The 23318-nt window shown below is 68.4% G+C and carries 22 protein-coding genes and 2 tRNA genes; 18 read left to right on the top strand and 6 right to left on the bottom strand.

The window, feature by feature from the left end:
- Positions 1-161: 161 nt before the first annotated feature.
- Positions 162-236: transfer RNA gene (locus tag HZS55_RS17520), tRNA-Glu, on the bottom strand.
- A gap of 242 nt (positions 237-478) precedes the next feature.
- Positions 479-1081, bottom strand: coding sequence for a superoxide dismutase (sod, locus tag HZS55_RS17515; RefSeq protein ID WP_179908860.1), 603 nt, complete (start codon positions 1079-1081; stop codon positions 479-481).
- A gap of 171 nt (positions 1082-1252) precedes the next feature.
- On the opposite strand from sod, the gene HZS55_RS17510 reads away from it, so the two are divergent.
- From HZS55_RS17510 to HZS55_RS17465, 10 genes are all read left to right on the top strand, one after another.
- Positions 1253-2284, top strand: coding sequence for a GDSL-type esterase/lipase family protein (locus HZS55_RS17510; RefSeq protein ID WP_179908859.1), 1032 nt, complete (start codon positions 1253-1255; stop codon positions 2282-2284).
- 62 nt (positions 2285-2346) lie between these two features.
- On the top strand, positions 2347-3039 hold the full coding sequence (locus tag HZS55_RS17505; RefSeq protein WP_179908858.1) for a class I SAM-dependent methyltransferase: 693 nt from the start codon (positions 2347-2349) through the stop codon (positions 3037-3039).
- A gap of 465 nt (positions 3040-3504) precedes the next feature.
- The gene (gene cyaB / locus HZS55_RS17500; RefSeq protein ID WP_179908857.1) at positions 3505-4074 is read left to right on the top strand and encodes a class IV adenylate cyclase; all 570 of its coding nucleotides are present in this window, start codon (positions 3505-3507) and stop codon (positions 4072-4074) included.
- A 66-nt stretch (positions 4075-4140) separates the two neighbouring features.
- Complete coding sequence (locus HZS55_RS17495; protein ID WP_179908856.1) at positions 4141-5343, top strand: methionine adenosyltransferase; 1203 nt, start codon at positions 4141-4143, stop codon at positions 5341-5343.
- Between the two features lie 50 nt (positions 5344-5393).
- Positions 5394-6617 (top strand): tRNA sulfurtransferase, encoded by a 1224-nt coding sequence (locus tag HZS55_RS17490; protein ID WP_179908855.1) that lies wholly within the window; start codon positions 5394-5396, stop codon positions 6615-6617.
- Positions 6618-6641: 24 nt separating this feature from the next.
- Positions 6642-7211, top strand: coding sequence for a DUF5804 family protein (locus HZS55_RS17485; RefSeq protein ID WP_179908854.1), 570 nt, complete (start codon positions 6642-6644; stop codon positions 7209-7211).
- An 80-nt stretch (positions 7212-7291) separates the two neighbouring features.
- The gene (locus HZS55_RS17480) at positions 7292-8851 is read left to right on the top strand and encodes a hypothetical protein (protein WP_179908853.1); all 1560 of its coding nucleotides are present in this window, start codon (positions 7292-7294) and stop codon (positions 8849-8851) included.
- A gap of 37 nt (positions 8852-8888) precedes the next feature.
- Entirely contained in the window at positions 8889-9647 is a 759-nt protein-coding gene (locus HZS55_RS17475) for a hypothetical protein (RefSeq protein WP_179908852.1), read from the top strand.
- 99 nt (positions 9648-9746) lie between these two features.
- A tRNA-Ser gene (locus HZS55_RS17470) sits at positions 9747-9830 on the top strand.
- Positions 9831-10008: 178 nt separating this feature from the next.
- On the top strand, positions 10009-11406 hold the full coding sequence (locus HZS55_RS17465; RefSeq protein ID WP_179908851.1) for an FAD-dependent oxidoreductase: 1398 nt from the start codon (positions 10009-10011) through the stop codon (positions 11404-11406).
- A gap of 9 nt (positions 11407-11415) precedes the next feature.
- Here HZS55_RS17465 and HZS55_RS17460 read toward each other — a convergent pair whose 3' ends face one another.
- Complete coding sequence (locus tag HZS55_RS17460; protein ID WP_179908850.1) at positions 11416-11760, bottom strand: hypothetical protein; 345 nt, start codon at positions 11758-11760, stop codon at positions 11416-11418.
- Between the two features lie 634 nt (positions 11761-12394).
- Here HZS55_RS17460 and HZS55_RS17455 point away from each other — a divergent pair.
- The 5 genes from HZS55_RS17455 (at position 12395) to HZS55_RS17435 (ending at position 16711) form a co-directional block, all read left to right on the top strand.
- A complete protein-coding gene (locus tag HZS55_RS17455; RefSeq protein ID WP_179908849.1) occupies positions 12395-13015 on the top strand; it encodes a YIP1 family protein in 621 nt (206 codons plus the stop codon).
- 86 nt (positions 13016-13101) lie between these two features.
- The gene (locus HZS55_RS17450) at positions 13102-13365 is read left to right on the top strand and encodes a hypothetical protein (RefSeq protein WP_179908848.1); all 264 of its coding nucleotides are present in this window, start codon (positions 13102-13104) and stop codon (positions 13363-13365) included.
- A gap of 132 nt (positions 13366-13497) precedes the next feature.
- The gene (locus tag HZS55_RS17445) at positions 13498-15687 is read left to right on the top strand and encodes a DHH family phosphoesterase (RefSeq protein ID WP_179908847.1); all 2190 of its coding nucleotides are present in this window, start codon (positions 13498-13500) and stop codon (positions 15685-15687) included.
- Between the two features lie 64 nt (positions 15688-15751).
- Positions 15752-16144 carry a hypothetical protein gene (locus HZS55_RS17440; RefSeq protein WP_179908846.1) on the top strand — a complete coding sequence of 131 codons (393 nt, stop codon included), beginning with the start codon at positions 15752-15754 and terminating at the stop codon, positions 16142-16144.
- Between the two features lie 36 nt (positions 16145-16180).
- Positions 16181-16711 (top strand): cupin domain-containing protein, encoded by a 531-nt coding sequence (locus HZS55_RS17435; protein ID WP_179908845.1) that lies wholly within the window; start codon positions 16181-16183, stop codon positions 16709-16711.
- A gap of 3 nt (positions 16712-16714) precedes the next feature.
- Here HZS55_RS17435 and HZS55_RS17430 read toward each other — a convergent pair whose 3' ends face one another.
- Together HZS55_RS17430 and HZS55_RS22870 are read right to left on the bottom strand one after the other, a co-directional pair.
- On the bottom strand, positions 16715-17107 hold the full coding sequence (locus HZS55_RS17430; RefSeq protein WP_179908844.1) for a cupin domain-containing protein: 393 nt from the start codon (positions 17105-17107) through the stop codon (positions 16715-16717).
- A gap of 87 nt (positions 17108-17194) precedes the next feature.
- Entirely contained in the window at positions 17195-17329 is a 135-nt protein-coding gene (locus HZS55_RS22870) for a hypothetical protein (protein ID WP_281372740.1), read from the bottom strand.
- Between the two features lie 125 nt (positions 17330-17454).
- Here HZS55_RS22870 and HZS55_RS17425 point away from each other — a divergent pair, with 125 nt between their 5' ends.
- On the top strand, positions 17455-19137 hold the full coding sequence (locus HZS55_RS17425) for a tRNA uridine(34) 5-carboxymethylaminomethyl modification radical SAM/GNAT enzyme Elp3 (RefSeq protein ID WP_179908843.1): 1683 nt from the start codon (positions 17455-17457) through the stop codon (positions 19135-19137).
- A gap of 165 nt (positions 19138-19302) precedes the next feature.
- On the opposite strand, the gene HZS55_RS17420 is transcribed toward HZS55_RS17425, so the two are convergent.
- Positions 19303-20199, bottom strand: a complete 897-nt coding sequence (locus tag HZS55_RS17420) for a hypothetical protein (RefSeq protein ID WP_179908842.1) — start codon at positions 20197-20199, stop codon at positions 19303-19305.
- Positions 20200-20330: 131 nt separating this feature from the next.
- On the opposite strand from HZS55_RS17420, the gene HZS55_RS17415 reads away from it, so the two are divergent.
- Positions 20331-21020, top strand: a complete 690-nt coding sequence (locus tag HZS55_RS17415) for an MBL fold metallo-hydrolase (RefSeq protein ID WP_179908841.1) — start codon at positions 20331-20333, stop codon at positions 21018-21020.
- 72 nt (positions 21021-21092) lie between these two features.
- Complete coding sequence (rqcH, locus tag HZS55_RS17410) at positions 21093-23285, top strand: ribosome rescue protein RqcH (protein WP_179908840.1); 2193 nt, start codon at positions 21093-21095, stop codon at positions 23283-23285.
- Positions 23286-23318: the final 33 nt, after the last annotated feature.

The raw sequence follows: 23318 nt of genomic DNA, 5'->3' as shown, positions 1-23318 counted from the left end.
AGTCGGTGGATCGGTCCGAAGACGCGTCTCCGCGAGCGAAGTACCGGTTCGATGCGCCGTCCGGGATTCGAACTCGATGCCAGACCTCCCTGCAGTCTGTCTGCCGTAGTTCAAATCCCAGCGGTGTGCGTCTCGCACCCTCGAAAAACTCGGTCGCTCGATGCTCCGTCTGGGATTTGAACCCAGGTCATCGGCTCGAAAGGCCGAAATGATTGGCCGGACTACACCAACGGAGCCCACGACGCGTCCACGTCGTACTCGGGAGATTGGACTCGGGGTATAAAAACTCGTCTCTCTCGAACGCGTGTGCGGACTGGTCTCGCACGGCGAACGCCGTCGCCTGATCGCCGGGGTCGACTCTGTCGAACGCGACCGAAACCGAGCGTCTGGGGATCGATGCCCACCGATCCGGCCGGGGTCGGGGAAGTTTGCGGCGTCGGGAATGGTTCGCGGGGTCGCGGTCGGTGCGGCTACGCTCTCACTCGAAGCGCTCGACGGCCTCGGCGTAGCGGTCGGCGGGTTCGTCCCAGTCGACGACTTCGAAGAAGTTGTCGACGAAGTCGCCGCGGGCGGGGCCGTAGTCGTAGTAGTAGGAGTGTTCCCACACGTCCAGCGCGAGGATTGGGTGGCCGCCCCAGATCGCGCCCTGGTCGTGCTTGTCGACGACGACGTTGCGCAGGCGCTCGCTGAAGCTGTCGTAGACGAGCAGTGCCCAGCCCGACGCGTCGGCGGCGGCGGCCTCGAACTCGGCCTTCCAGGCCCCGTAGGAGCCGAAGTCCGCCTCGATGCGCTCGCGGAGGTCGCCCTCCGGTTCCGCTCCGCCCTCGGGGCTCATGTTCCGCCAGAACAGCGAGTGCAGGATGTGACCCGAGGAGTTGTGCGTGACCGAGCGGATGGCGGCGGCCGACCCGTCGGTGTCGCCGTCCTCGCGGTTCCCCGCGAGGGTGTCCTCGGCGGCGTTCCAGCCGTCGACGTAGCCCTGGTGGTGGGTGTCGTGGTGCCACGTGAGCACCTGTTCGCTGACGTGCGGTTCCAGCGCGTCGTAGTCGTACGGCAGCGGGTCGAGTTCGTAGTTCGACATGCAACAGCGGACAAGGACGCAACCAACTTGAGGCTAATCTGAAACCGATTTCCGTTGGCGATCCGAACGGTCCGCGCGCGAGAGGACGGGGCGGAGCCGAGCGACTCCCGGCACGGCGCGCCGCGACCGGAACGGTTTCCCCGCCGGTGGCGACAGGTGGCGTATCCACAGATGTCTCCGGGAGACGACTACCCGTCGGTGCGGTTGCACGACGTGGCCGAACTGGCCGACCCCGACTGGACTGAGGGCGGCGACGAACTCCGGCGCGTCCCGAACGACGTCGCCGCGAACGTGAACGTGGCCGCGCGCGAGCGGATACGCCACCCCGCGGGGAGCGAGATACGGTTCGTCCCCCGAGGGACCGAGACCGTTCGGCTGACGCTCTCGGCGGCGGCGGAGTCGGTCGTTCGCCCGTTCTGGGGGAGCTTCCAGGGTCAGGACGCGCTGGAACTCGGTCCGGAACCCGCGGAGTTCGAGCTGTCGGTCCCCGAGCCGCTGACCGACCTGCGCCCCGACGCCGCGGTCGAAGCCGCCGGCACGTTCGACCCGTGGGTCTGCCGACTCCGGTTCGAACCCTGGGCGCCCGTCGCCGTCCACGACGTGACCGGCGAGTGTCGACCGCCCGAGGACGGCGAGACGCCCGACCGTCGATACCTGGCCTACGGTACCTCGATCACGGAGGGCGCGGCGGCCTCTGCGACGCACCTGAACTACGTCTCGCGAGTGGCCCGCGCGCTCGACCTCGACCCGGTGAACCTCGGGATGTCGGGGGCGGCCTACTGCGAGCCGGCGGTCGCCGACTACATCGCCGAACGAGACGACTGGGACGTGGCGACGCTCGCCCTGTCGGTCAACATGGCCAACCGCGGGTTCACCGTCGAACAGTTCCGCGAGCGCGCCGAGTACCTCGTCGAGACGGTGGTGGGCGCGAACCCCGACCGACCGGTCGTCTGCGCGACGCTGTTCCCCTACCACGCCGACCTCCGCGAGAGCGAGGACAGGGAACGGGCGCGGGCCTACCGCGAGGCGCTCGAATCGGTCGTGGCGGGGTGTGAGTCGGGCACCGTCTCCGTCGTCGACGGCCGCGCGCTATCGGCCGCCGACGGACTGACCACCGACCTGCTCCACCCGGGCGACGCCGGGATGGAGTCCATCGCCGACGGGCTCGGGGCGCGGGTCGACGGGGTGCTGGACACGAGATGACACGGGTGTGAAGATTCTCTTTTAGACGACAGAGTTATACGATAGAATCCATACTGCGTGCTATGGGCGGCATACATTATCTCGTTGAGAATGCCTCTGCATCAGACACTGTTCTTGATGTGGGTAGTAAGACAGGGGGAGATATGAATAAACTTTCTTGCGATACAATATCTATTGATATAAAATTCCAAGAGACGAACTATGATACGAACTACATACTGGCGGACGGTACTTTATTATCTTTCAAGGACAACTCGTTCGATTTCGTTCTGTGTAGCCAGGTGCTTGAACATATAAAAGATACAGAGGGAATAGTAAAAGAGATCTCGAGAGTTCTCAAGCCGAAAGGTGAGGCAATATTTAATTTTCCAAACAGATTAGCACCGAAAAGTCCCCACCTCCCACCGTGGTGGTATTCGTATCTACCCCACAGAATAGGGCATTATCTATCAGATGACCTCCTTGATGAGGAAACTGCGAAATACTATAGAGAAAGTGAATTCATGCTGACGCCATTAAAAGCTAGATGGTTTCTGAACCGTCATTTCGATTTCGTAGAATACTGGACATTCAAGCACAAAAGTCGGTACGAGGACGAATTGAGACAAGAAGCGGACGTGTTTGACAACAGATACCACAAGGTGATGTTCGGTGTCTCTCCCGTTCTCTCTGAAATTGAAACTCTACCCTTGATCGGAGGGGTGATTGAACTATTTTATCCTAGTGCCGCATATATATGCACCAACTCGGATTGATTTGGGTTTCTAGATCGAGGTGTTTAGACGAGGACAGAGTTCGATAGTGCATACCGTTTTTATTATATCTTACATATTCTTGTGTCTGAAAGTGACACTGTTCGTCCAACAGACTTTTTGTAAGACCATTCCCCATACGTAGCTCCGTCAGAGAAGTGTGATATCGATGGCGGCGCGATCCGACATCACTGGCGTTCCCCGGCGGTCCGCGTACCCCTTTTTCCATCTGGCGGGGTTCTATCTCGTGTCGGTATTTAGCCTCACTCGGGGCGCGCTCGGACCCCTAGTCGTGACCCTTGCTCTGTTCCTCGCTGTTTACGTGATTCCGAGACAGGTTGAGAAAGTCGTCGAAGACAAACTCGATCGCAGACCTCCGACCGGAGCGTACTGTATTTCCTCAATATCGAACATGGATGCCGACCCGGGAGCGGCGCGCTTTTGCCGCCGAGACGAGTCCAGCCGTTCATGTACGAGGTCGAGATGAAGGTCCGCGCGGACCACGAAGCGGTCGAATCGGCCCTGGAGGCGGCGGACGCCGAGTTCGTCGACAGCGTCGTCCAGGCGGACACCTACTACGACGCGCCCCACCGGAACTTCGCCGAGACCGACGAGGCGCTCCGAATCCGCCGAGAACACCCGCCCGGCCGGGACACCGGAACCGACGAGTCCGCCGACGAGACGACCAAGATCACCTACAAGGGCCCGCTGCTGGAGGCCGAGTCGAAGTCCCGCGAGGAATACGAGACGACCGTCGGCGACGCCGAGGCGGTCGTGGGAATCTTCGACGGTCTCGGGTTCGAGCCGGCCGCTACGGTGCGAAAGGAGCGGGCGCACTACCGCCTCGACGGCTACACCGTCACGCTCGACAGCGTCGACGGCCTCGGCGAGTTCGTCGAGGTCGAGACCGAGACCGAGGACGACGACATCGAGGCCGCGCGCGAGGGCGCCCGTGCCGTCCTCTCCGAACTGAATCTCGACCCTGACGCCCAGATCCGCACCTCCTACCTCGGCCTGCTGCTCGACGATGATGCATGAGAGTAATTAGATCGGGCGTTCCGGTTTCCGCAAGTTATACGAGTGGGGGTATCCAACGCGGAGACAATGACGAACAGGAACGTTAGCGTCCAGCCGGCGGCCGGGCGGGCCGTCGAGGACCAGGAAGTGGAGATCGTCGAGCGGAAGGGTCTGGGCCATCCCGACTCGATCTGCGACGGGATCGCCGAGACCGTCTCCCAGGCGCTCGCGCAGACCTATCTCGACCGCGTCGGGAAAGTGCTGCACTACAACACCGACGAGACCCAGCTGGTCGCGGGCAACGCGGCGCCCGCGTTCGGCGGCGGCGAGGTGCAGGAACCCATCTATCTGCTGATCGTCGGCCGCGCGACCAAGGAGTACGAGGGGACGAAGATCCCCGCCGAGACCATCGCGCTGGAGGCCGCGCGCGACTACCTGGAGGCGAACTTCCCGCATCTGGACGTGGGGACGGACGTGATCGTCGACGTGCGCCTCGGCGAGGGCAGCGGCGACCTGCAGGAGGTCTTCGGCGAGGAGGGGTCGGTCCCGATGGCCAACGACACGAGCTACGGGGTCGGTCACGCGCCGCTCAGCGAGACCGAGCAGATCGTCCTGAACGTCGAGCGCCGGCTCAACGGCGAGTACAGCGACGACAACCCCGCGGTCGGCCAGGACATCAAGGTCATGGGCAAACGCGAGGGCGACCGGATCGACGTGACCGTCGCCGCGGCGGCGGTCGACGCCCACGTCGGCGGCCTGGACGAGTACCGCGAGGTCGTCGCGGGCGTCCGCGAGTTCGTCGGCGAGGTCGCCGGCGAGTACACCGACCGCGAGGTGACGGTCCACGTCAACACCGCCGACGACTACGACGAGGGCGCCATCTACCTCACGACCACGGGCACCTCCGCCGAGCAGGGCGACGACGGCTCGGTCGGGCGGGGCAACCGCGCCAACGGGCTCATCACCCCCAACCGGCCGATGAGCATGGAGGCCACCAGCGGCAAGAACCCCGTCAACCACATCGGGAAGATCTACAACCTCCTCTCGACGGAGATCGCCCAGTCGGTCGTCGCGGAGGTCGACGGCATCCGCCAGCTCCAGATCCGCCTGCTGAGCCAGATCGGGAGCCCCATCGACGAGCCACACGTCGCCGACGCGACGCTGATCACCGAGGACGGCGTCTCCGTTGCCGATATCGAGAGCGAGGTCGTCGCCGCCATCGACGAGGAACTCGCGAACGTGACCGACGTCACCCGGCGGGTCATCGACGGCGAGCTCTCGACGTTCTGAGCGGCCGCCGTACGAAGCCTTTCTATATTCGGGGTCGTCAACGGGTAGCCATGCACCCGCCGGGCGCCGACGTGGTCGTGGTCCGCCACGGCGAGATCGGGACCAAGAGCGAACACGTGGGCACGAAGATGGAGCGACGGCTCCGCGAGAACCTCGCGGCCGTCCTCGACGACCGCGGCGTCGACGCCGAGATCGAACAGCGCCGCTTCCGCCTGCGACTGCACACCGACGACCCCGAGGCCGCGACCGCCGCGGCCGCCGACACCTTCGGTGTCGTCTCGGCGAGCCCGGCCGTTCGCGCCGAACCGACGCTCGACGCCATCTGCGAGGGGCTGACCGACGCCGCCCGCGAGGGCTACGACGGCGGGACCTTCGCCGTCTCGGCCCGCCGAGCGGGCGTGGAGTCCGCCCATCCGTTCTCCAGCACCGACATCGAACGGGAGGGCGGCAGCGCCGTCTGGGACGCCGCCGAGTCGGCGGGGGTCGACCCCGAGGTGGATCTGGACGACCCGGACACCGAGTTCTTCGTCGACTGCCGCGAGGACGACGCGCTGGTCTTCCTTGAGAAGCGGGCCGGTCCGGGCGGGTTGCCGCTCGGGACCCAGGATCCGGTGGTCGCGCTGATGAGCGGCGGCATCGACTCGCCGGTCGCGGCGTGGGAGCTGATGAAACGCGGTGCGCCCGTGGTCCCGCTGTACGTCGATCTGGGGGACTACGGCGGGGTGGACCACCGGGCGCGGGCGGTCTCGACGACGGGGACGCTCGCCCGGTACGCTCCCGACCGGGACATGCGCCTGCGCATCGCGCCGGCCGGCGACGCCGTCGCGGCGATCGCCGACGCGGTCGACGTGGGGCGGATGCTCGTCCTGCGTCGGTTCATGTTCCGCGTCGCCGCGGCCGTCGCCGAGGAGCACGGTGCGGTGGGCGTCGTCACCGGCGAGGCCGTCGGCCAGAAGTCCAGCCAGACGACGGCCAACCTCGCGGTCACGAGCGCCGCCGTCGACCTCCCCGTCCACCGGCCGCTGCTGACCGTCGACAAGACGGACATCACGGCGCGAGCAGACGAGATCGGCACCTTCCACGAGTCGACGATCCCGGCCGGCTGCGAGCGGCTCGCGCCCGACTACCCCGAGACTCGGGGGCGCCTCGGCGCGATCGAGGAGCGCGAGCCCGACGGCCTGGCGGAGCGAGCGAGCGCGGTGGTCGACCGCCTCGAAGTCGCCGACGGCGGTGACGGCGCTGCCGAGGACCCCGCGGAAGGCGAAACCGCTTAGGGGCGCCCGCGTCTCTCGGTCACCATGACGCGGGTGTGCCTGGTCGGGTCCGACGACGTGAACCTCCGCTACGAGCTGCTCTCCCGAGAGACGGCTCGCGACGCCCTGGCCACCTACGACCTGCGGGAACCGTTCGAGAACTCGGTGGGGCTGGAGACCGTCAGCCTCGGCGCCGCGGTCGCGCTGCTGAACGACCTCAACTGGTACCTCGTCCGGTTCGCCGACGAGGCGATGGTACACGAACCGAGCGTCAGCGAGACCGAGTGGCTCTCCCGCGACCTCGCGGCCGCGGTCCGCGACGACGCCGTCGGCCCCGACGAGGCCGCCCGCTTCTGCAAGGTCTACGGCCTCGAAGCCGCGGACGCCCACGCCGACGCAGACGGTGAATCCGACGACTCCGCGAACGACGGCGCCACGGGAGCCGAACACGACGGTGGGCCAGGGAGCGGCGTCGGCGCCGACCCCGCCGGACCGAAGCGCCTCGTCGAGCCGATGTACGTCACGCGGACCGGGAACGACATTCCGGACTACGACCTCCGGGACGTCGAGGAGACGGTCGTCGAACGCGTCACGGAGTCGGAGTTCGGCGCCTGAGACGGGCGTCGTCGGCCGCGTCGAGCGGCCGGACCGTGCCGCCAGCAGACTTATGCGACAGCCTGTCACACACCGCTAGTGTGTCATCGTCCCGATCGGTCGTCGGGGTCGTGCTGGTGCTCGCGGTCGCGAGCGTCCTCCCGGGACTGGTCGGTGGCGTTCGAGCGAGCGCCGACCGTCACGACGCGCGGTGGGCGGTCGGGTCGGGGCTCGCGGACCCGGCGGCGGGCAACGAGACCGCGCCGGCGGTCGTCCAGAACGTGACCTACCGGCAGGCACCGAACGCGTCGGGAACGATCCTGGCGACTCAGCGCTACCGGGTCCGGGAGAACGTCTCGGCGCTGGTCGTCTACAACTACTCCCGGGGGCGGGTGGTCGACGCGACGGGGTTCGCGGCCCGGCCGAACGGCCGCTGGACCTGGGACGGGAACACGACCGACCCGTCGGTGAGCCTCCGGCTCGCGGTCAATCGGTCGAGCCGACAGTTCGGCGGGCTCCGCTGGGTCGACACCGGGGACTGGGCGCTCGCGAACCCCCGGACAGACTTCGCCTACCGCGACGCGGGCCTCGACCGGTGGGTGTACTCCTGGCAGGCGAACGCGCGGATCGACCGGCGGACCCGCGTCGGGGCCGACCAGCGCGGGTTCGCCGGCCCGTCGATCGTCTACCTCGGCGGGTTCGAGGCGTCGACGGCCGACGCGACCGGCCAGCGGATCCGGCTCGTCCGGCCGGCGAGCGCGGAGCTGGCCGACGACTCCGCGCGCGTGCTCCGGGTGCTGTCGGTCGCCTCGGACCAGCTCCGGGTCGGCGCCCGCGACTCGGTGGTCAACGCCTTCGCGGGGCCGCGACCGCTGCGCCACGGCGGGACCGCCGCGCTCGCGGACGGCGACCGCCAGGACTTCTGGGTGTCGGCCGGCTCCGATGCGGGCACGCCGCCCAACACCTGGATCCACGAGTACGTCCACACGCGCCAGTCGTTCGTCCTCGGCTCGGAGATGACCTGGTTCCGCGAGGCGAGTGCGAGCTACTACGCCGCGGTCGTCTCGGTGCGAGTCCCCCCGAACCGACCCGACGAGTTCGAGCGACTCCGGGAGACGTTCGGGAACGAGCGCGGCGCGAACGCGACGCTCACCGACCGCTCGTCGTGGTCGACGACGTACGTCCCCTACGCGAAGGGCGGGCGCGTCCTCGCCGCGCTCGACGGGCGCATTCGGAACGCGACCGACGGTAACCGGTCGCTGCAGACGGTGTTTCGCCGACTGAACCGTCACGACGGGCTGGTCACCTACGACGTGTTCGCCTCGGTCGTCGCGAACGTCAGCGGCGAGACCCACCGCGAGTGGCTGGACGACCACGTCCGCGGCGACGCGCCCGTCTCGCCGCCCGGCTCGCCCTACGCCTACACCGTTCCCGGCGGCGAGTTCGACGCCGACGACGACGGGCTGTCCGCCGCGGCCGAACGCGCGAACGGGACCCACCCCTTCGCCGCGGACACCGACGCCGACGGCGTCGACGACGGCACCGAACTCCGCCTCGGGACCGACCCGACCGACCCGTACTCGACGCCGGTCGTCGAGGACGACGCCGTCGGGAACGCGACCGACTCGCCGGCCGACGGCGCGAACCGGACGGCGTCGTAGCGGCGCTTTCAAGGTGCAGTCGGCCCGCCCTTCGAGTATGACCACAGTCGCCCTGCTCGTCAGGCCGGCCGAGCCCGGCACCGTCCTCGAACACCTCGTCGACAGCGGGGCGGTGACCGCCGCGGAAGCGACGGATCTGTACGCCGCGATGGCCCGCGACGTGGCGGCCGCCGTTCGGGCCAGCGGGGCCGAACTGCTCGTCAACTACCGACCCGTCGAGGCCGAGGACCCGACCGAACCCGGCGCGGACGAGGCGTCGCTGGAAGCGGTGCGCTCGATGCTCGCGCCCGCGCTCGACGACCCCGACGCGCCCCGATACGAGGTGCAGGTCGGCTCGTCGCTGTCGGCCCGCGTCGGCAACACGGTCACGCACCTGCTCGACCGCGAGAGCGTCCAGAGCGCCGCGGTCGCCCGGCCCGCGGCGGCGATGCTCCAGCGCCGCATCGTCGACAGCGCCGCGATGAAGCTCCGCGGTTCCGAGGTCGTCCTCGGCCCGGCGACCGACGGCCGCGTCTCCTACGCGGCGTTCACCGAACCGGTCGACTTCGAGAACGCCTTCGCCCAGCCGGCGGTCGAGACGCTGACCGACCGCGGGCGCGACGCCGGCCTCGACGTGGACTTCCTGGAGATGCTCCCCGTGGCCGAGACGCCGGGAGGATTCGCGACGCTGGTCTCGCAGGTTCGAGCGCGCCAGCGGGCGGACCTGTGGGTGCCGCCCCACACCGCCGCGGTCGTCGCGGACCTCGGGCTGGTCGCGTCGGCCGACGGCGACGGGCTCTCGGTCTCGCGGGACTAGGTGGCGACGGACCCGTCACGATGGTCGCAGGGCGCCCTGCGTCCCGCGGGACTGACCGACCGACAGGTCTTAGGGTCGACGGGCGGAATCTCCGGGCGCGGTGGGATAGCGAAGTGGCCTAACGCGACTGCCTTGAGAGCAGTTGTCCTCACGGACTCCGGGGTTCGAATCCCCGTCCCACCGTGTTCTACCGTGTACTCTCCGGACGGCGAGCGACCGCTCCGAACTTGTCCCGGCCGGCTCGATCACTGCGTGAGTCGCTCGGGAGTCGAATCCCGGTTCGATGATCGACGAAGCGGCGGTGGAAAAAAGACGAGTTATCAGGGAGGAGCACAGCGATGGAGATAGCGACCACGTACCAATGTCAGAGAGATACGACCTCGTCATCGTCGGCGGCGGTATCAGTGGGGCATCGCTCCTGTACGCGACGGCGAAGTTCACGGACATCGACTCCATCGCGCTGGTCGAGAAGGAGTCGGACGTCGCGGCGATCAACTCACACCGGACGAACAACTCCCAGACGCTGCACTTCGGCGACATCGAGACCAACTACACGCTGGAGAAGGCCGAGGAAGTCAAGGAGGGCGCGGAACTGCTGGCGGGTTACCTCGAACACCACGACCCCGACAGGGAGATGCACGCCAAGCGGAGCAAGATGGTCCTCGGCGTGGGCGAGGAGGAGGTCGCCCAGCTGGACCGCCGCTACGGCGAGGAGGGCTTCGGCGAGCTGTTCCCGAAGCTCCGGCCCATCGACCGCGAGGAGATCGCCGACCTCGAACCGAAGGTCGTCGAGGGCCGCGACCCCGACGTGGCGATGCGCGCGCTCCAGACGCCGGACGGCTACGTCGTCGACTACGGCCAGACGACGAAGTCGTTCGTCGAGCGGGCGGCCGAGGAGGCCAGCGTCGATGTCTACACCGGCACCGAGGTCACGAGCGTCGAACCGACCCGGGAAGGCTACGAGATCTCCACGTCGGACGGCGACTTCGAGTGCGAGGCGGCCGTCGTCGCCGCCGGCTCCCACAGCCTCCAGATCGCCAAGGAACTGGGCTACGGCCAGGACAAGGTGCTGCTGCCGGTCGCGGGGAGTTTCTTCCTCGCCGACGACCTGCTGAACGGGAAGGTCTACACCCTCCAGATGAAGAAGCTGCCGTTCGCCGCGGTCCACGGCGACGCCGACGTACACGACGGGTCGATCACGCGGTTCGGCCCGACGGCCAAGCTCGTCCCGACGCTCGAACGGGGCCGGATATCGACGGTCTCGGACTTCCTCGACGTGTTCGGGCTGAACGCCGCGGCGTTTCTCAGCTACGCGAACATCCTCTCCGACAGGGTGCTGTTGCCGTACGTCCTCCGAAACCTCGTCTACGACCTCCCGGAGGTCGGCCCGCGGCAGTTCCTCCCGCACGTCCAGAAGGTCGTCCCGAGCGTCGAACTCGACGACATCGAGCGTGCCGAGGGGTACGGCGGCGTCCGCCCGCAGATCGTCGACACCAGCGACCGCTCGCTCGACATGGGCGAGGCGAAGATCGTCGGCAAGGACATCATCTTCAACATCACCCCCTCGCCGGGCGCCTCGACCTGTCTGAAGAACGCGATGCGGGACGCGCGGACGGTCGTCGACTTCCTCGACGGCGACTACGCGTTCGACGAGGCGGCGTTCCGCGCCGAGACCATCGGGCACTTCCCGACCGCCGACACCGGCGGTCCGTCGGTCGACACCGAGGGCGCCGCCGGAGTCGCCGCCGACGACGACTGAGCGCGACCGCTACTCCTCGGCGTCCCGCAACTCCCGGATCGCGTCCTCCTGTTCCTTCCGAGCGATGCCGCCGCTCTCGGCGTGCCGGCCGGTGTACTGCGAGTCGGGGATCGCCGACCAGACGGAGTCGCCGTTGCCGTCGGTCGCCCGACGGAACCAGACCGCGCAGACGACGAGGTAGGCAAACGCGGCCAGCGCGAGACTCGGCACGTAGGCGTTCTCGGCGAGCCCGAGCGTCTGGACGGCGAGGTCCAGCAAGGCAGCGGTGCCGGTGACGAACGCGCCACCGAGCAGGAAGAACACGAACAGGATGCGAATCCATCGAGGGACCGAGAGGTCGACGGTTCGCGACATAGACGGCGCTTCGCGGCGGTGCGGAAAAGGCCTTCCGCCCGACCGATCGACGACGGTCGGTTCGGGTTGCGAGTGGAGTAGTTGTTTCCGCTGTTAGTGCTGTGAAATGAAACCGAGCGGCAGCGACGGCACTCGGTGGCAAGCGATGAAAGCCCTCGGCACGCTCGCGGTCGCTGAGCGACATATCCGCGCTCTCGGCACGGCCCGCGCGGATAGGGGTCGCTCAGACGACTACACGAACGCGAGCAGGGCGGTCGGCTACGCCGACCGCCGCAAGCCGTGGCGGCGATAGCGAGGGAGCGAAGCTCCCTCAGACCGTTGGCGCGGCGAAGCCGCGCCAAGAAGCCGCCACGCGCGCCTCGCCCTTTCAATCCGCCAGGACCGCAACCGCCCCGCACAGCGACCGCAGCCGGCCACGAGCCTCCCCAGCCGATTCGCTCGCTTTCGGCTCGCTCATCCCTCGCGCGGCTCCGGTCGCGCGCATGAAAGCGCGCTCCAGCGCACGCCGACCGCACCGCTACCCCCAACTGCAAACTCTATCCCCTGTACTGAGCGTGCGACCGTCGCGGGCGCGGGAGCCGCGCCGCGAGACGGATGAGTAAGCGTGATTGCGGCCCGGTCCGTAGCTCGTGACGTGACACAGTGGGTCGAGAACCCGTCGGGCGGGCGCGACCGCGGGGCCGCGGCGCTCGCACGCGCGTGGATGGAGGTGCTGGTCAGGCCCCGTCGACTGTTCCGGTCGGGCGTGGCGCCGGGCGACCAGGCGCCGGGGCTGGTGTTCGCCGGGGCGGTCGTCCTCGTCGAGGAACTGACGCGCATCGCGACCGGCGCGGCCGCCTACCCGGTGTTGAGTGACCAACCGACCCTCTCGACGGTGCTGTTCCTGGCGCTGGCGGTCGTCCTCGTCGCGCCCGCGGCGTTGCACCTGACCGCCGCGCTCCAGACGGTGATCCTCATCGCGGCGGCTCCCGACCGCGCGGGCGTCAGCGAGACGGTGCAAGTCATCGCCTACGCCGCGGCGCCGTGCGTGTTCGCTGGGTTCCCCTATCCGGGCGTCCGCGTGGCCGCGACCGCGTACGCCAGCGTCCTGCTGGCCGTCGGTGTCAGCGACGTACACGACGTGGCGTTGCCGAAAGCCGCCGTCCTGACGGCCGTGCCCGCGGCGCTCGCCTTCGGCTACGGCTTCCGGGGGTTCGCCGCGCTCTCCGAGGTGACCGGGCTGACGTGGGCCGACGTGGCCGCGAGTCTCGCCTGAGTCGGGCGCGACCGCGAACCGAGCGAGGACGGCGCGCCGCCCTTCCGACCACGGTCGTTTAAGCGCGCGCCGGTCGGATCGCCGGTGTGTTCACGCTTGACCTGGCGGAGTTCACGTTCGAGTTGAAGGACGGAGCGATCAAGCACGTCGGCCCGTCGAACAAGTCCGCGACGGCGAAACTGTACGACGTGGAGGGCGTGGAGGTGCGGGAGTTCGGCGACGAGCGCGTCAAGCTCGCCTTCGAGGACGAGGACGGCAACGAAGTGGAGGTCGCGCTGTTCCCGGAGGCGGCCACGGAGGTCGCCCGCGGGATCGAAGCGCTCGAAGAGGACGGACGCGTGTTCGAGTAATGCGAGCGTCCGGAATCGACTCGTAGCGGCTCCTGAACGCGTTTGCGTGGCGAAATCGGACGAAGAGCGGGGCGGACGGGTGACGGACGCGTTTCGACAACCGTTTTAGGCCCGGGGCATTTCTACCTGCCAATGGGTTCGTGTATCATCTGCGGGAAGTCTGTCGACGGTCGCATCTGCGACCTCCACGAGGAAGACGTCGTCTTCGAGTTCCGCGGGAACCAGCCCGACCAGCTGACGGTCGATCGCTACTACCGCGGAACCGTGGACGGGTACGCCGAGTTCGGCGTGTTCGTCGACATCGGCGACAGCGTCACCGGACTGCTCCACCGAAGCGAGCTCGACCGACGGCTCGAGAGCCTCGACTGGGAGTCCGGTGACACCGTCTTCGTGCAGGTTCAGCAGGTTCGAGACAACGGGAACGTGGACCTGGGCTGGTCGATCCGCCAGGCCGAAAACGAGTTCCGCGGGACCCTCGTCGACGACCCCGACCAGGGCGCACCGTATCTCAAAGAGGACGAGTCGGGAAATGAGGACGCGGCAGCCGACGACGGTTCGGCTGCCGACTCGCCCGACGACAGCGAGGAAACCGACGACGCGGACGTGACGGCGACCACCGAAGACGCCGACGAGAGCGACGAGGACGAGGGCGACGAGCAGGTCGAGCCGACCTCGACCGCCGACGCCGCCGCGACGGAGGCGCCCGCCGCTGCGACCGAGACCGACGCCGGGTCGAGCGACGGTGGAACGGCCGCCGCGAGCGGTGGCGCCGCCGCCGCGGTCGCCGAGGAAGAGACGGAGGAGGAAGCGGACGAACCGTCGGAGCCGAGTCACGTCGCCATCGAGACGCTCGACGACCGGGTCGGCGAGACCGTCCGGCTCGAAGGCGTCGTCGAGAGCGCACGACAGACCAGCGGCCCGACGGTCTTCGAGATCCGCGACGAGACCGACAGCGTGGAGTGCGCCGCGTTCAAGGAGGCGGGCGTCCGCGCCTACCCCGAGATCGACACCGACGACGTGGTCCGCCTGGACGGCGAGGTCCGCGAACGCCGCGGCGAGCTCCAGGTCGAGACCGAGGCGCTGGTGAAGCTCGCGGACGACGACCGGGCGACCGTCGAGGACCGGCTGGCCGACGCGCTCACCGCGCAGGCCGAGCCCGACGCGGTCGACCCCATCGTCGCCGACGAGACGGTCGAGGCGCTCACCGGGGACGTGCGCGACGTGGCGACGGCGGTCCGCCGCGCGGTGCTCGAAGAGCGACCGGTCGTGGTCCGCCACGCGGCGACCGCCGACGGCTACGTCGCCGGCGTCGCCCTGGAGCGGGCGACGCTCCCGCTCGTGCGCGACCAGCACGACCAGCACGACGCGGTGTACCACTACTTCGACCGCCGCCCGCTGGAGGAGGGCGTCTACGACATGGACGACGCGACGAAAGACGCGACGCGCATGCTGGAGGCCCGCGAGCGCCACGACGAGAAGCTGCCGCTGTTCGTCTTCGTCGCCGCCGGCGCGACCCGCGAGTCGCTCGACGGCTTCGAACTGCTCGATCTGTACGGCGCCGGCCGCGCGCTGGTCGACGACGTGGCGGTCGACCCCGAGATCGGAGAGGCGGTCGACGCCGCCGTCGCGCCCGACGGCGCTCAGGAGACCACGACTGCGACACTGGCCGCCAACGTCGCCGCCCACGTCAACGACGACGTGCGCGAGGACCTGCAGCACCTCCCCGCAGTGAGCTACTGGGAGGACACCCCCGAGGCGTACGCCGACGCCGCCAGCGAGGCGGGCTACGACGCCGACGCCACCCGCGAGGTCCGCGAGGCCGTCGCGCTGGAGGCGTACTATCAGTCCTACGAGGACAAGCGCGAGCTGATCACCGACCTGCTGTTCGGCGAGGGCGACGGGCCCGGCGGGCTCGCCGGTCACGTCAGCGAGCAGTTCCGCGAGAAGCTCGACGCCGAGATCGAGACCGCGGAGGCCAACCTCGACAGGCAGACGCTCGACGACACGACGGTCGCGGTGCTGGACACCGACGCCTTCACCCACCGCTACGAGTTCCCGCCGACCGCGCTCCTGCTGGACGAACTCCACCGCCGCCACCGCGACGACGTGAGCGCGGTCATCGGCGTCTCCGACGACGAGCTCCACATCCGCAGCGACCACGCCATCGACGTGCGCGACGTGGCCGAACGCGCCCGCGAGTGGGTGCCCAACGCCGGGCTGACCGCCACGTCCGCCCGCGACGGCAAGCTGGAGTACATCGCCGGCGAGCGTTCGGCGGTCCTCGACACGGTCATCGACGTCGTCGCCGACGAAGTCGCCTGAGCGCGAGTATCACAGTCGACAGTCGCGGCCGAAGCTTTTTGCCGCTCATTTCGCTCGTGACGGTATGTCAGTCGTCGCCGACATGGCGGAGATCACCGAGCGACACGCCGGCGAATCGCTCCGATACTTCGCGGAAGTCCCACCGGACTCGCGGGAGGTGACCGTCCACCACCGGCGCGAGGGACTCGTCTGGACCGACGCGCGCGAACGAGAGGTCGAGGAGGAACTCCACGAACTCACCGCGAAGGCGTCCTACGAGGAGGCGATGGACGCGACGAACGTCAACCAGATCGTCAAGGTCGCCGACGACAAGGTGTTGTTCACGGGGTTCATCGACGACACCGTCGCCGTCGCGGCCTTCGAGCGCGGGATTTTGGCGACCTTGCCCGCCATCGTCGCCGAGTTCCGGGAGTACATGATCGAGGAGGACATCGAGTTCGTCGCGCTGGAGCTGTAGGGACGACTTTTGTCGGTCGCGCCGGTGGATCGAGCCATGACCGACGGAAGTGATCCGGACCGCGTCGTCTCCGAATCGGATCTGGACTGGGACGAGTACTACCACGGCGAGCGACAGTTCCGCCGGAAGCAATTAGGGGTCGCGGCCGGCGGCGAGGAGCTGGGCACCAGCCTCTACGAACTCGAATCGGGCAATCGCACGTGGCCCCGGCACTACCACGCCGGCAACGAAGAAGCGATCTACGTCCTCGGCGGCGAACTGACGCTGTTCCTCGGGAACGGCGGAACCGGAGAGGGAGACGGCGCCGAGGAGACCGAACACGTCCTCGAACCCGGCGACTACGTCGCGCTCCCGAGCGGGCCGGACCACGCCCACGAGGTCGAGGCTCGGGGCGACGAGACCGCCCGATTTCTGGTGATCTCGACGATGAACGAGCCGGATCTGTCTGTCCTCGTCGAGCGCGACGCGGCGATGCTGTTCGCGGGCGGCGCGCCCGGCAACTACGACGACCGGTACGTCTCGCAAACGGTGGATCTGGACACCGAGGTGGATTACTGGGACGAGTAGGCGTCAGTCGTCCGCTTTCGCCGCCTCCGGGTCGAACACGCCCCGACGCAACCCCTCCCGGACAGGATCGTGTTCGGCGTCGGTCGGCGGCGGCGCGGTGACCAGCAGCGCCTCCAGACGGCCGCCCTCGTCGGCTTTCACGCCGCGGTCGACGCCGGCGGGGACGACCACCACGTCGCCGGGGCCGACTTCGTGGTCGGTGTCGCCCTCGCGGACGACGCCCGTCCCCGAACGGACGTGGACGACCACGTCGCTGTCGGGCGCGTGGACCGGGATGAACTGTCCGGGCTCGAAGTAGCCACAGACCGCTTTCAGGTGGTCGCTCTTGAACACGCCCCGGGCCGAGAACTGGTCGTCGCTGTACGCCCGTTCGGCGTCGAAGTCCGTCGCTGGCATCGTCTAGACCACGGCGCGGCGGGGAAAGGCCGCTGGGCCGAACCGGTTCGGTCGCTGTTGACGGTGGCCGAGCGGGACGGCCGCAGGTCAGTCGCGGACCGCGCGGATCCCCTTCTTCGCGCCGTAGTACGCCCACTCGGCGGAGTAACAGAAGACGCAGCCGCGGAACTGTGGCCTGCCCGGACCCTCGTCCGATTCGCCGGCGTCGGCGGTCGCGGTCATGTTCGGGACGCAGGACTCGTCGGATAAGAAGGTACCGGCGGTGTGCATACCGGGCGCACGGGGGCAGCGGCCGCGAGGGCGAGCGACACGCTTATTCGCGGCAGGGACGGATCGCTGACAACGCGATGAGCACCGAGATACCGGACGCGGCCGACCTCGACGCCGACGAGCCCGAGGCGTTCCTGAAAGCCTGCCGGGAACTGGTCGACCGCATCCTCTCGGGCGAGATCGAGAGCGAGGACGTGGAGACGGCGAAAAAGGAGGTCTGCGGCAAGTACTCCTCGCCGAAGGTCCCCCGAAATTCGGACCTGATCGACTTCGGCCCCGACGAGCGCCGGGAGGAACTGGAGGAGGTACTCCAGCGCAAGCCCGTCCGCACCGCATCGGGCGTCTCGCCGGTGGCGATCATGACCTCGCCCAAGCGCTGTCCCCACGGGAAGTGTCTGTACTGCCCCGGCGGCCCGGACTCGGAGTTCTCCTCCGCGCAGTCCTACACGGGCCACGAGCCGGCGGCCGCCCGCGGCGTGCAGAACGACTACGACCCCTACGGGCAGGTCCGCCTGCGGCTCGAACAGCTCCGGCAGATCGGTCACCCCGTCGACAAAGTGGAGCTGATCTTGATGGGCGGGACGATGACCGCCCGGAGCCACGACTACCAGGAGTGGTTCGTCAAGCGCGCCTTAGAGGCGATGAACGAGTACGACCCCGAAGGCAACCCTGAGCCCGCCGAGGACGAGAGCTTCGCGCAGGATCCCGACGAGCGCGAGTTCAGCTACGTCGAGGACGTGATCGCCGAGAACGAGACCGCCGACGTCCGCAACATCGCGACCACGTTCGAGACCAAGCCCGACTGGTGTGACCCCGAGCAGATCGACCGGATGCTCGACCTGGGCGCGACGAAGGTCGAGGTCGGGGTGCAGACCACCTTCGAGCGCATCAACCGGGAGATGCACCGCGGCCACGGCACGCAGGACGCCATCGACGCCAACCGCCGGCTGCGCGACTCGGGGTTCAAAGTCGGCTTCCACATGATGCCCGGCCAGCCGGGGATGTCCAAGGAGATGTGCCTGGAGGACTTCCGGCGCATCTTCGACAACACCGACTGGCGCCCGGACTTCCTGAAGATCTACCCCACCCTCGTCGTCGAGGGGACGGTCACCTACGACTGGTACCAGCGCGACGAGTTCGAGCCGCTCGAAAACGAGGAAGCCGCGGAGCTGGTCGCCGAGATCAAGTCGATGATCCCCGAGTACACGCGCCTGCAGCGCGTCCAGCGGGACATCCCCGCCGACTTCATCGAGGGCGGCGTCTGGAAGTCCAACCTCCGGCAGCTCGCTCGTCAGCGCATGGACGACCACGGCTGGTCCTGCGACTGCATCCGCTGTCGGGAGGTCGGCCACCACGACGAGGAACCCGAGGAGGTCACGCTCGCCACCGACACCTACGAGGTCGCTGGCGGGAAAGAGCACTTCATCAGCTTCGAAGACCGCGAGAAGGGGGTCCTCGTCGGATTCTGCCGCTTGCGGTTCCCGAACGACCCCGTCCGGCGCGAGTTGCAGGGGGCCGCCGTGGTCCGCGAACTCCACGTCTACGGGAGCGAAGTCGGTGTGGGACAGTCAGCGGGCGAGGACGAGGGGAGCCACCAGCACCGCGGCTACGGCAAGCGCCTGCTGGCCGAGGCCGAGCGGCTGGCCGCCGACGCGGGCTACGGCAAGCTGGCCGTCCTCTCGGGCATCGGTGTCCGGCAGTACTACCGCGAGAAACTCGGCTATCGACAGGACGGCCCGTACGTGAGCAAGCGGTTGTGAGTGCGTCCGGGTTGTCGAACCGAGCGTGAACGGAGTGAGCGCTCGGTTTTTTCGCCCACGTTTTTGCCGAGCGGGTCGCGAAGCGACCCCGAGGAAAAAAGGTGGGACCTGGTCCGTACGTGAGCAAGCGGCGATAGGGGCGCGGGGCTATCGGTCGCGGGTCGGCTACGCCTCGTCGACGTAACTCCCGTAGTCGATTTCGGCCCAGTAGCGCTCGCCGTCGTAGCGGACGACGTAGGACCCGCCGTAGTCGGTCTCCTCGACGGGCTCCTGCGCGCGGAAGCGGTCGACCAGCGCGTCGAACGCTTCGTTGTCGCTGTCCTCCACCCAGTAGGTGTCGTTGAGAGAGCCGTTCACGAGGTCACGCTCCCCCTGGGAGAGCCCGGAGAGTTCGAACTCGTAGCGCTCGCGGAGCGAGTCGGCGTAGTCCTCGTGGCTCTCGGCGACCAGTTCGGCCTCGTAGCGGTAGACGGTCAGCTCCGTCCGTTCGGCCTCCACGTCGACGGGATAGACCTCGCCTTCGTACCTGACCGCGTCGTACTCCTGCGTCGGGACCAGCACCGACGATTCGGCGTCGCTCTCGGTGTAGACGGCGCCGACGCCGAAGTCGTAGCCCGGTTCGAGCGCGTCCTCGTCGGGCGGCCGCTGGGTGAGCACGAACTCCAGGGTGTCCCTGTCGACGGCCGGCAGTTCCTCGTAGTCGACGACCGCACCGTCGACCGAGGAGGCGTTGAAGTCGATGCGGATCCCGACATCGTAGCCCGGTTCGGTCCCGTTCTCGGCGTAGTCGACCGCGTAGAACCGCCCGTCGTGGCGGAAGGGGAGCGACTCGTCGACCGGCGGGTCCGCGCCGACCGCCGTGGCGGTGCCGTTCTCGACCGCTCGCCGCACCACGCGCTCGTCCTCGTCCGGCGGCGCGTCCGTAGGCAGGGCGTGGCTCGCCTCCTCGGCGAGCGCGCGGTCGTCGACGGGGGTCAGCGACAGCGAACCCTCGGCCGAACAGCCGCTCAGGCCCGCGAGGAGGGCGACGAGCGCGAGAGCGAGGGCGGTCCGGTGTCTCATACCGGGTAGTCGCGGACGCGATATGAATGTCTTGTGCAGACCCAAACCGGGATTTGACCTTCCGCGTCCGCGAACCGGTCTCGGTCGCGGCCAGCACTGTTTTGCCGCTCGCTCGCTAACGACGAGTGTACATGCCGAAGCGACTCGCCGAGGGGGTCTGGTTGCTCGATATCGGGCTGGTGCCGCCGTTCGCGACCAACGGCTACCTGGTCGACGACGGCACCGTCACCCTGATCGACCCCGGCCTCCCGTGGAACCGACCGTCGCTCGGGTCGGAGCTGAGCGATATCGGCTACGAGGTGAGCGATATCGACCGGGTCTTCCTCACCCACTACGACATCGACCACACCGGCGGGCTCCGGGCGCTCGACGGCGCGTTCGACGGGGCGGTGTACATCGGCGCCGACGACCTCGCGCTCGGGAGCGGCGAGAGCGACCCGAAGATCCTCCACCACAAGGGACTGTTCCACCGGATCGCCCGACGGATCTATCCGCTGCCCGATCACATGGACATCCGCGGCGTCGCGGACGGCGACGAGATCGGGCGGTTCACCGCCTACCACACCCCGGGCCACAACCCCGGCCACACCGTCTTCGTCCACGACTCCGGGGCGGCCTTTCTCGGCGACCTCACCTGGGAGGACGACGGCCGGCTCACGCCGCCGTTCTGGCTCGATTCGTACGATATGCGTGCGCTGACCGAGAGCATCCGGGACCTGAGCGAGCGCGTCCCGCCGTTCGAGGTCGCCGCGATGGGCCACGGAACGCCGATCGTTCGGGACGGCCGGCGGGCGCTGCTGGAGTGTGCCGCTCGGCTGTAGGGGCGGCGCGGGACCCCGTCCGCGAAGAGGGCGGTGCGACAGGCCTTTGCTCCCGAAGGCGGACCCACCTGTATGGACAGAAAGCGGGAACTGACGAGCGTCGACCTCGCGGCGCTCGCCGGCGAGCTATCGGTCTACGAGGGCGCGGGCGTCGGGAAGGTCTACCTCTACCCCGACCGCGACCTGCTGCGGTTCCGGATGCGCCACTACGACCTGGGGCGGACGGAGCTGCTCGTCGAGGTCGGCGAGGACAAGCGGGTCAACGTGACCGACCCGGACCACGTGCCGGAGGCGCCCGAGCGGCCGCCCAACTTCGCGATGATGCTCCGCAATCGCATGCAGGGCGCCGAGCTACTCGACGTGTCCCAGTACGGGTTCGACCGGATCCTCGAACTCACCTTCGAGCGCGACGACGAGACGACGACGATCGTCGCGGAGCTGTTCGGCGACGGCAACGTCGCGATCCTCGACGGGACCGGCGAGGTGATCGACTGTCTGGAGACCGTTCGGCTGAAGTCGCGAACGGTCGCGCCGGGCGCCCAGTACGAGTTCCCGAGCGCGCGGTTCAACCCGCTGGGCGTCGACTCCGACGCCTTCGAGGCGCGGATGCGCGACTCCGACTCGGACCTCGTCAGGACGCTGGCCACGCAGCTCAACTTCGGCGGGCTCTACGGCGAGGAGCTGTGTACGCTGGCGGGCGTCGACTACAACGTCCCGATCGAGGAGGCGACCGACGACCAGTTGCAGGCGCTGTACGACGCCGTTCGGCGGCTGGACGACCGGCTGGCCGACAGCGACCTCGACCCGCGGGTGTACTACGAGCTCGACGACCCCGGCGCCGAGGACCCGACCGACGACGACGGGGAGATCGAGGGCCAGCGCGTCGACGTGACGCCCATCCCGCTGGCCGAATACGACGAGCGGTACGGCGAGCCGTTCGACTCGTTCAACGAGGCGCTGGACGACTACTTCACGTTCGCCAGCGACGAAGACGACGACAGCGGGGCCGACGGCACGGGCGGCGACCGCGGGCGCCCGGACTTCGAGTCGGAGATCGCCAAACACGAGCGGATCATCGAACAGCAACAGGGAGCCATCGAGGACTTCGAGGTCCAGGCCGAGCGCGAGCGGGCGAACGCCGAGGCGCTGTACGCCAACTACGATCTGGTCGACGACATCGTCTCGACGATCCAGGGTGCGCGCGCCGAGGACCGCTCGTGGGACGACATCGAGGAACGCTTCGCGGAGGGAGCCGACCAGGGCATCCCCGCCGCGGAGGCGGTCGTCTCGCTCGACGGCAGCGAGGGGACCGTGACCATCGAGATCGACGGCGAGCGGGTCACGCTCGACGCGGGCGAGGGCGTCGAGAAGAACGCCGACCGGCTCTACCGGGAGGCCAAGCGCATCGAGGGCAAGAAGGAGGGCGCCGAGGAGGCGATCGCGCAGACCCGGGCGGAGCTGGAAGCGGTCGAGCAACGGAAAGAAGAGTGGGAGGCCGCCGACGCCGGTGACGCGGGCGGGAGCGGAGGCGGCGGCAGCGATAGCGAATCGGACGGCGACGACGAGGACGTGGACTGGCTCGCAGAGCCGTCGATCCCGGTCCGCCAGTCCGAGCACTGGTTCGAGGACTACCGCTGGTTCCACACCAGCGACGGCTTCCTCGTCATCGGCGGCCGCGACGCCGACGACAACGAGGACCTCGTCAAGAAGTACCTCGACCGCGGCGACCGCTTTTTCCACGCGCAGGCCCACGGCGGTCCGGCGACGATCCTCAAGGCGACCGGCCCGAGCGAGTCGTACGACGGCGACGCAGAGATCCCCGAGTCGAGCAAGCGCGAGGCCGCGCAGTTCGCGGTCTCGTACTCGTCGATCTGGAAGGACGGCAAGTTCGCCGGCGACGTGTACGAGGTCGGCTCCGACCAGGTGTCGAAGACGCCAGAGAGCGGCGAGTTCCTGGAGAAGGGCGGGTTCGCCATCCGCGGCGACCGCACCTACTACGAGTCCACGGAGGTTGGCGTCGCCGTCGGGATCACCTGCGAACCCGAGACGCGAGTGATCGGCGGGCCGCCGGCGGCCATCGAGCCGAAGACCGAGACGACAATCGAGGTCGAGCCGGGACAGTTCGCCCAGAACGACATCGCGATGCGGCTCTACCGGGAGTTCAAGGGCCGCTTCGTCGACGACTCGTTCGTCCGGAAGGTCGCCAGCGCCGACCGCATCCAGGAGTTCCTCCCGCCGGGCGGCAGCCGGATGGTCGACGACTGACCGTCGCGGCCCCCGCGTCCGAGCCCGGATCCG

Origin of the sequence: Halosimplex rubrum, from assembly GCF_013415885.1 — an archaeon.
In the GTDB taxonomy this organism is placed as follows: domain Archaea; phylum Halobacteriota; class Halobacteria; order Halobacteriales; family Haloarculaceae; genus Halosimplex; species Halosimplex rubrum.
This window is presented reverse-complemented; position numbering and strand designations above follow the sequence as displayed.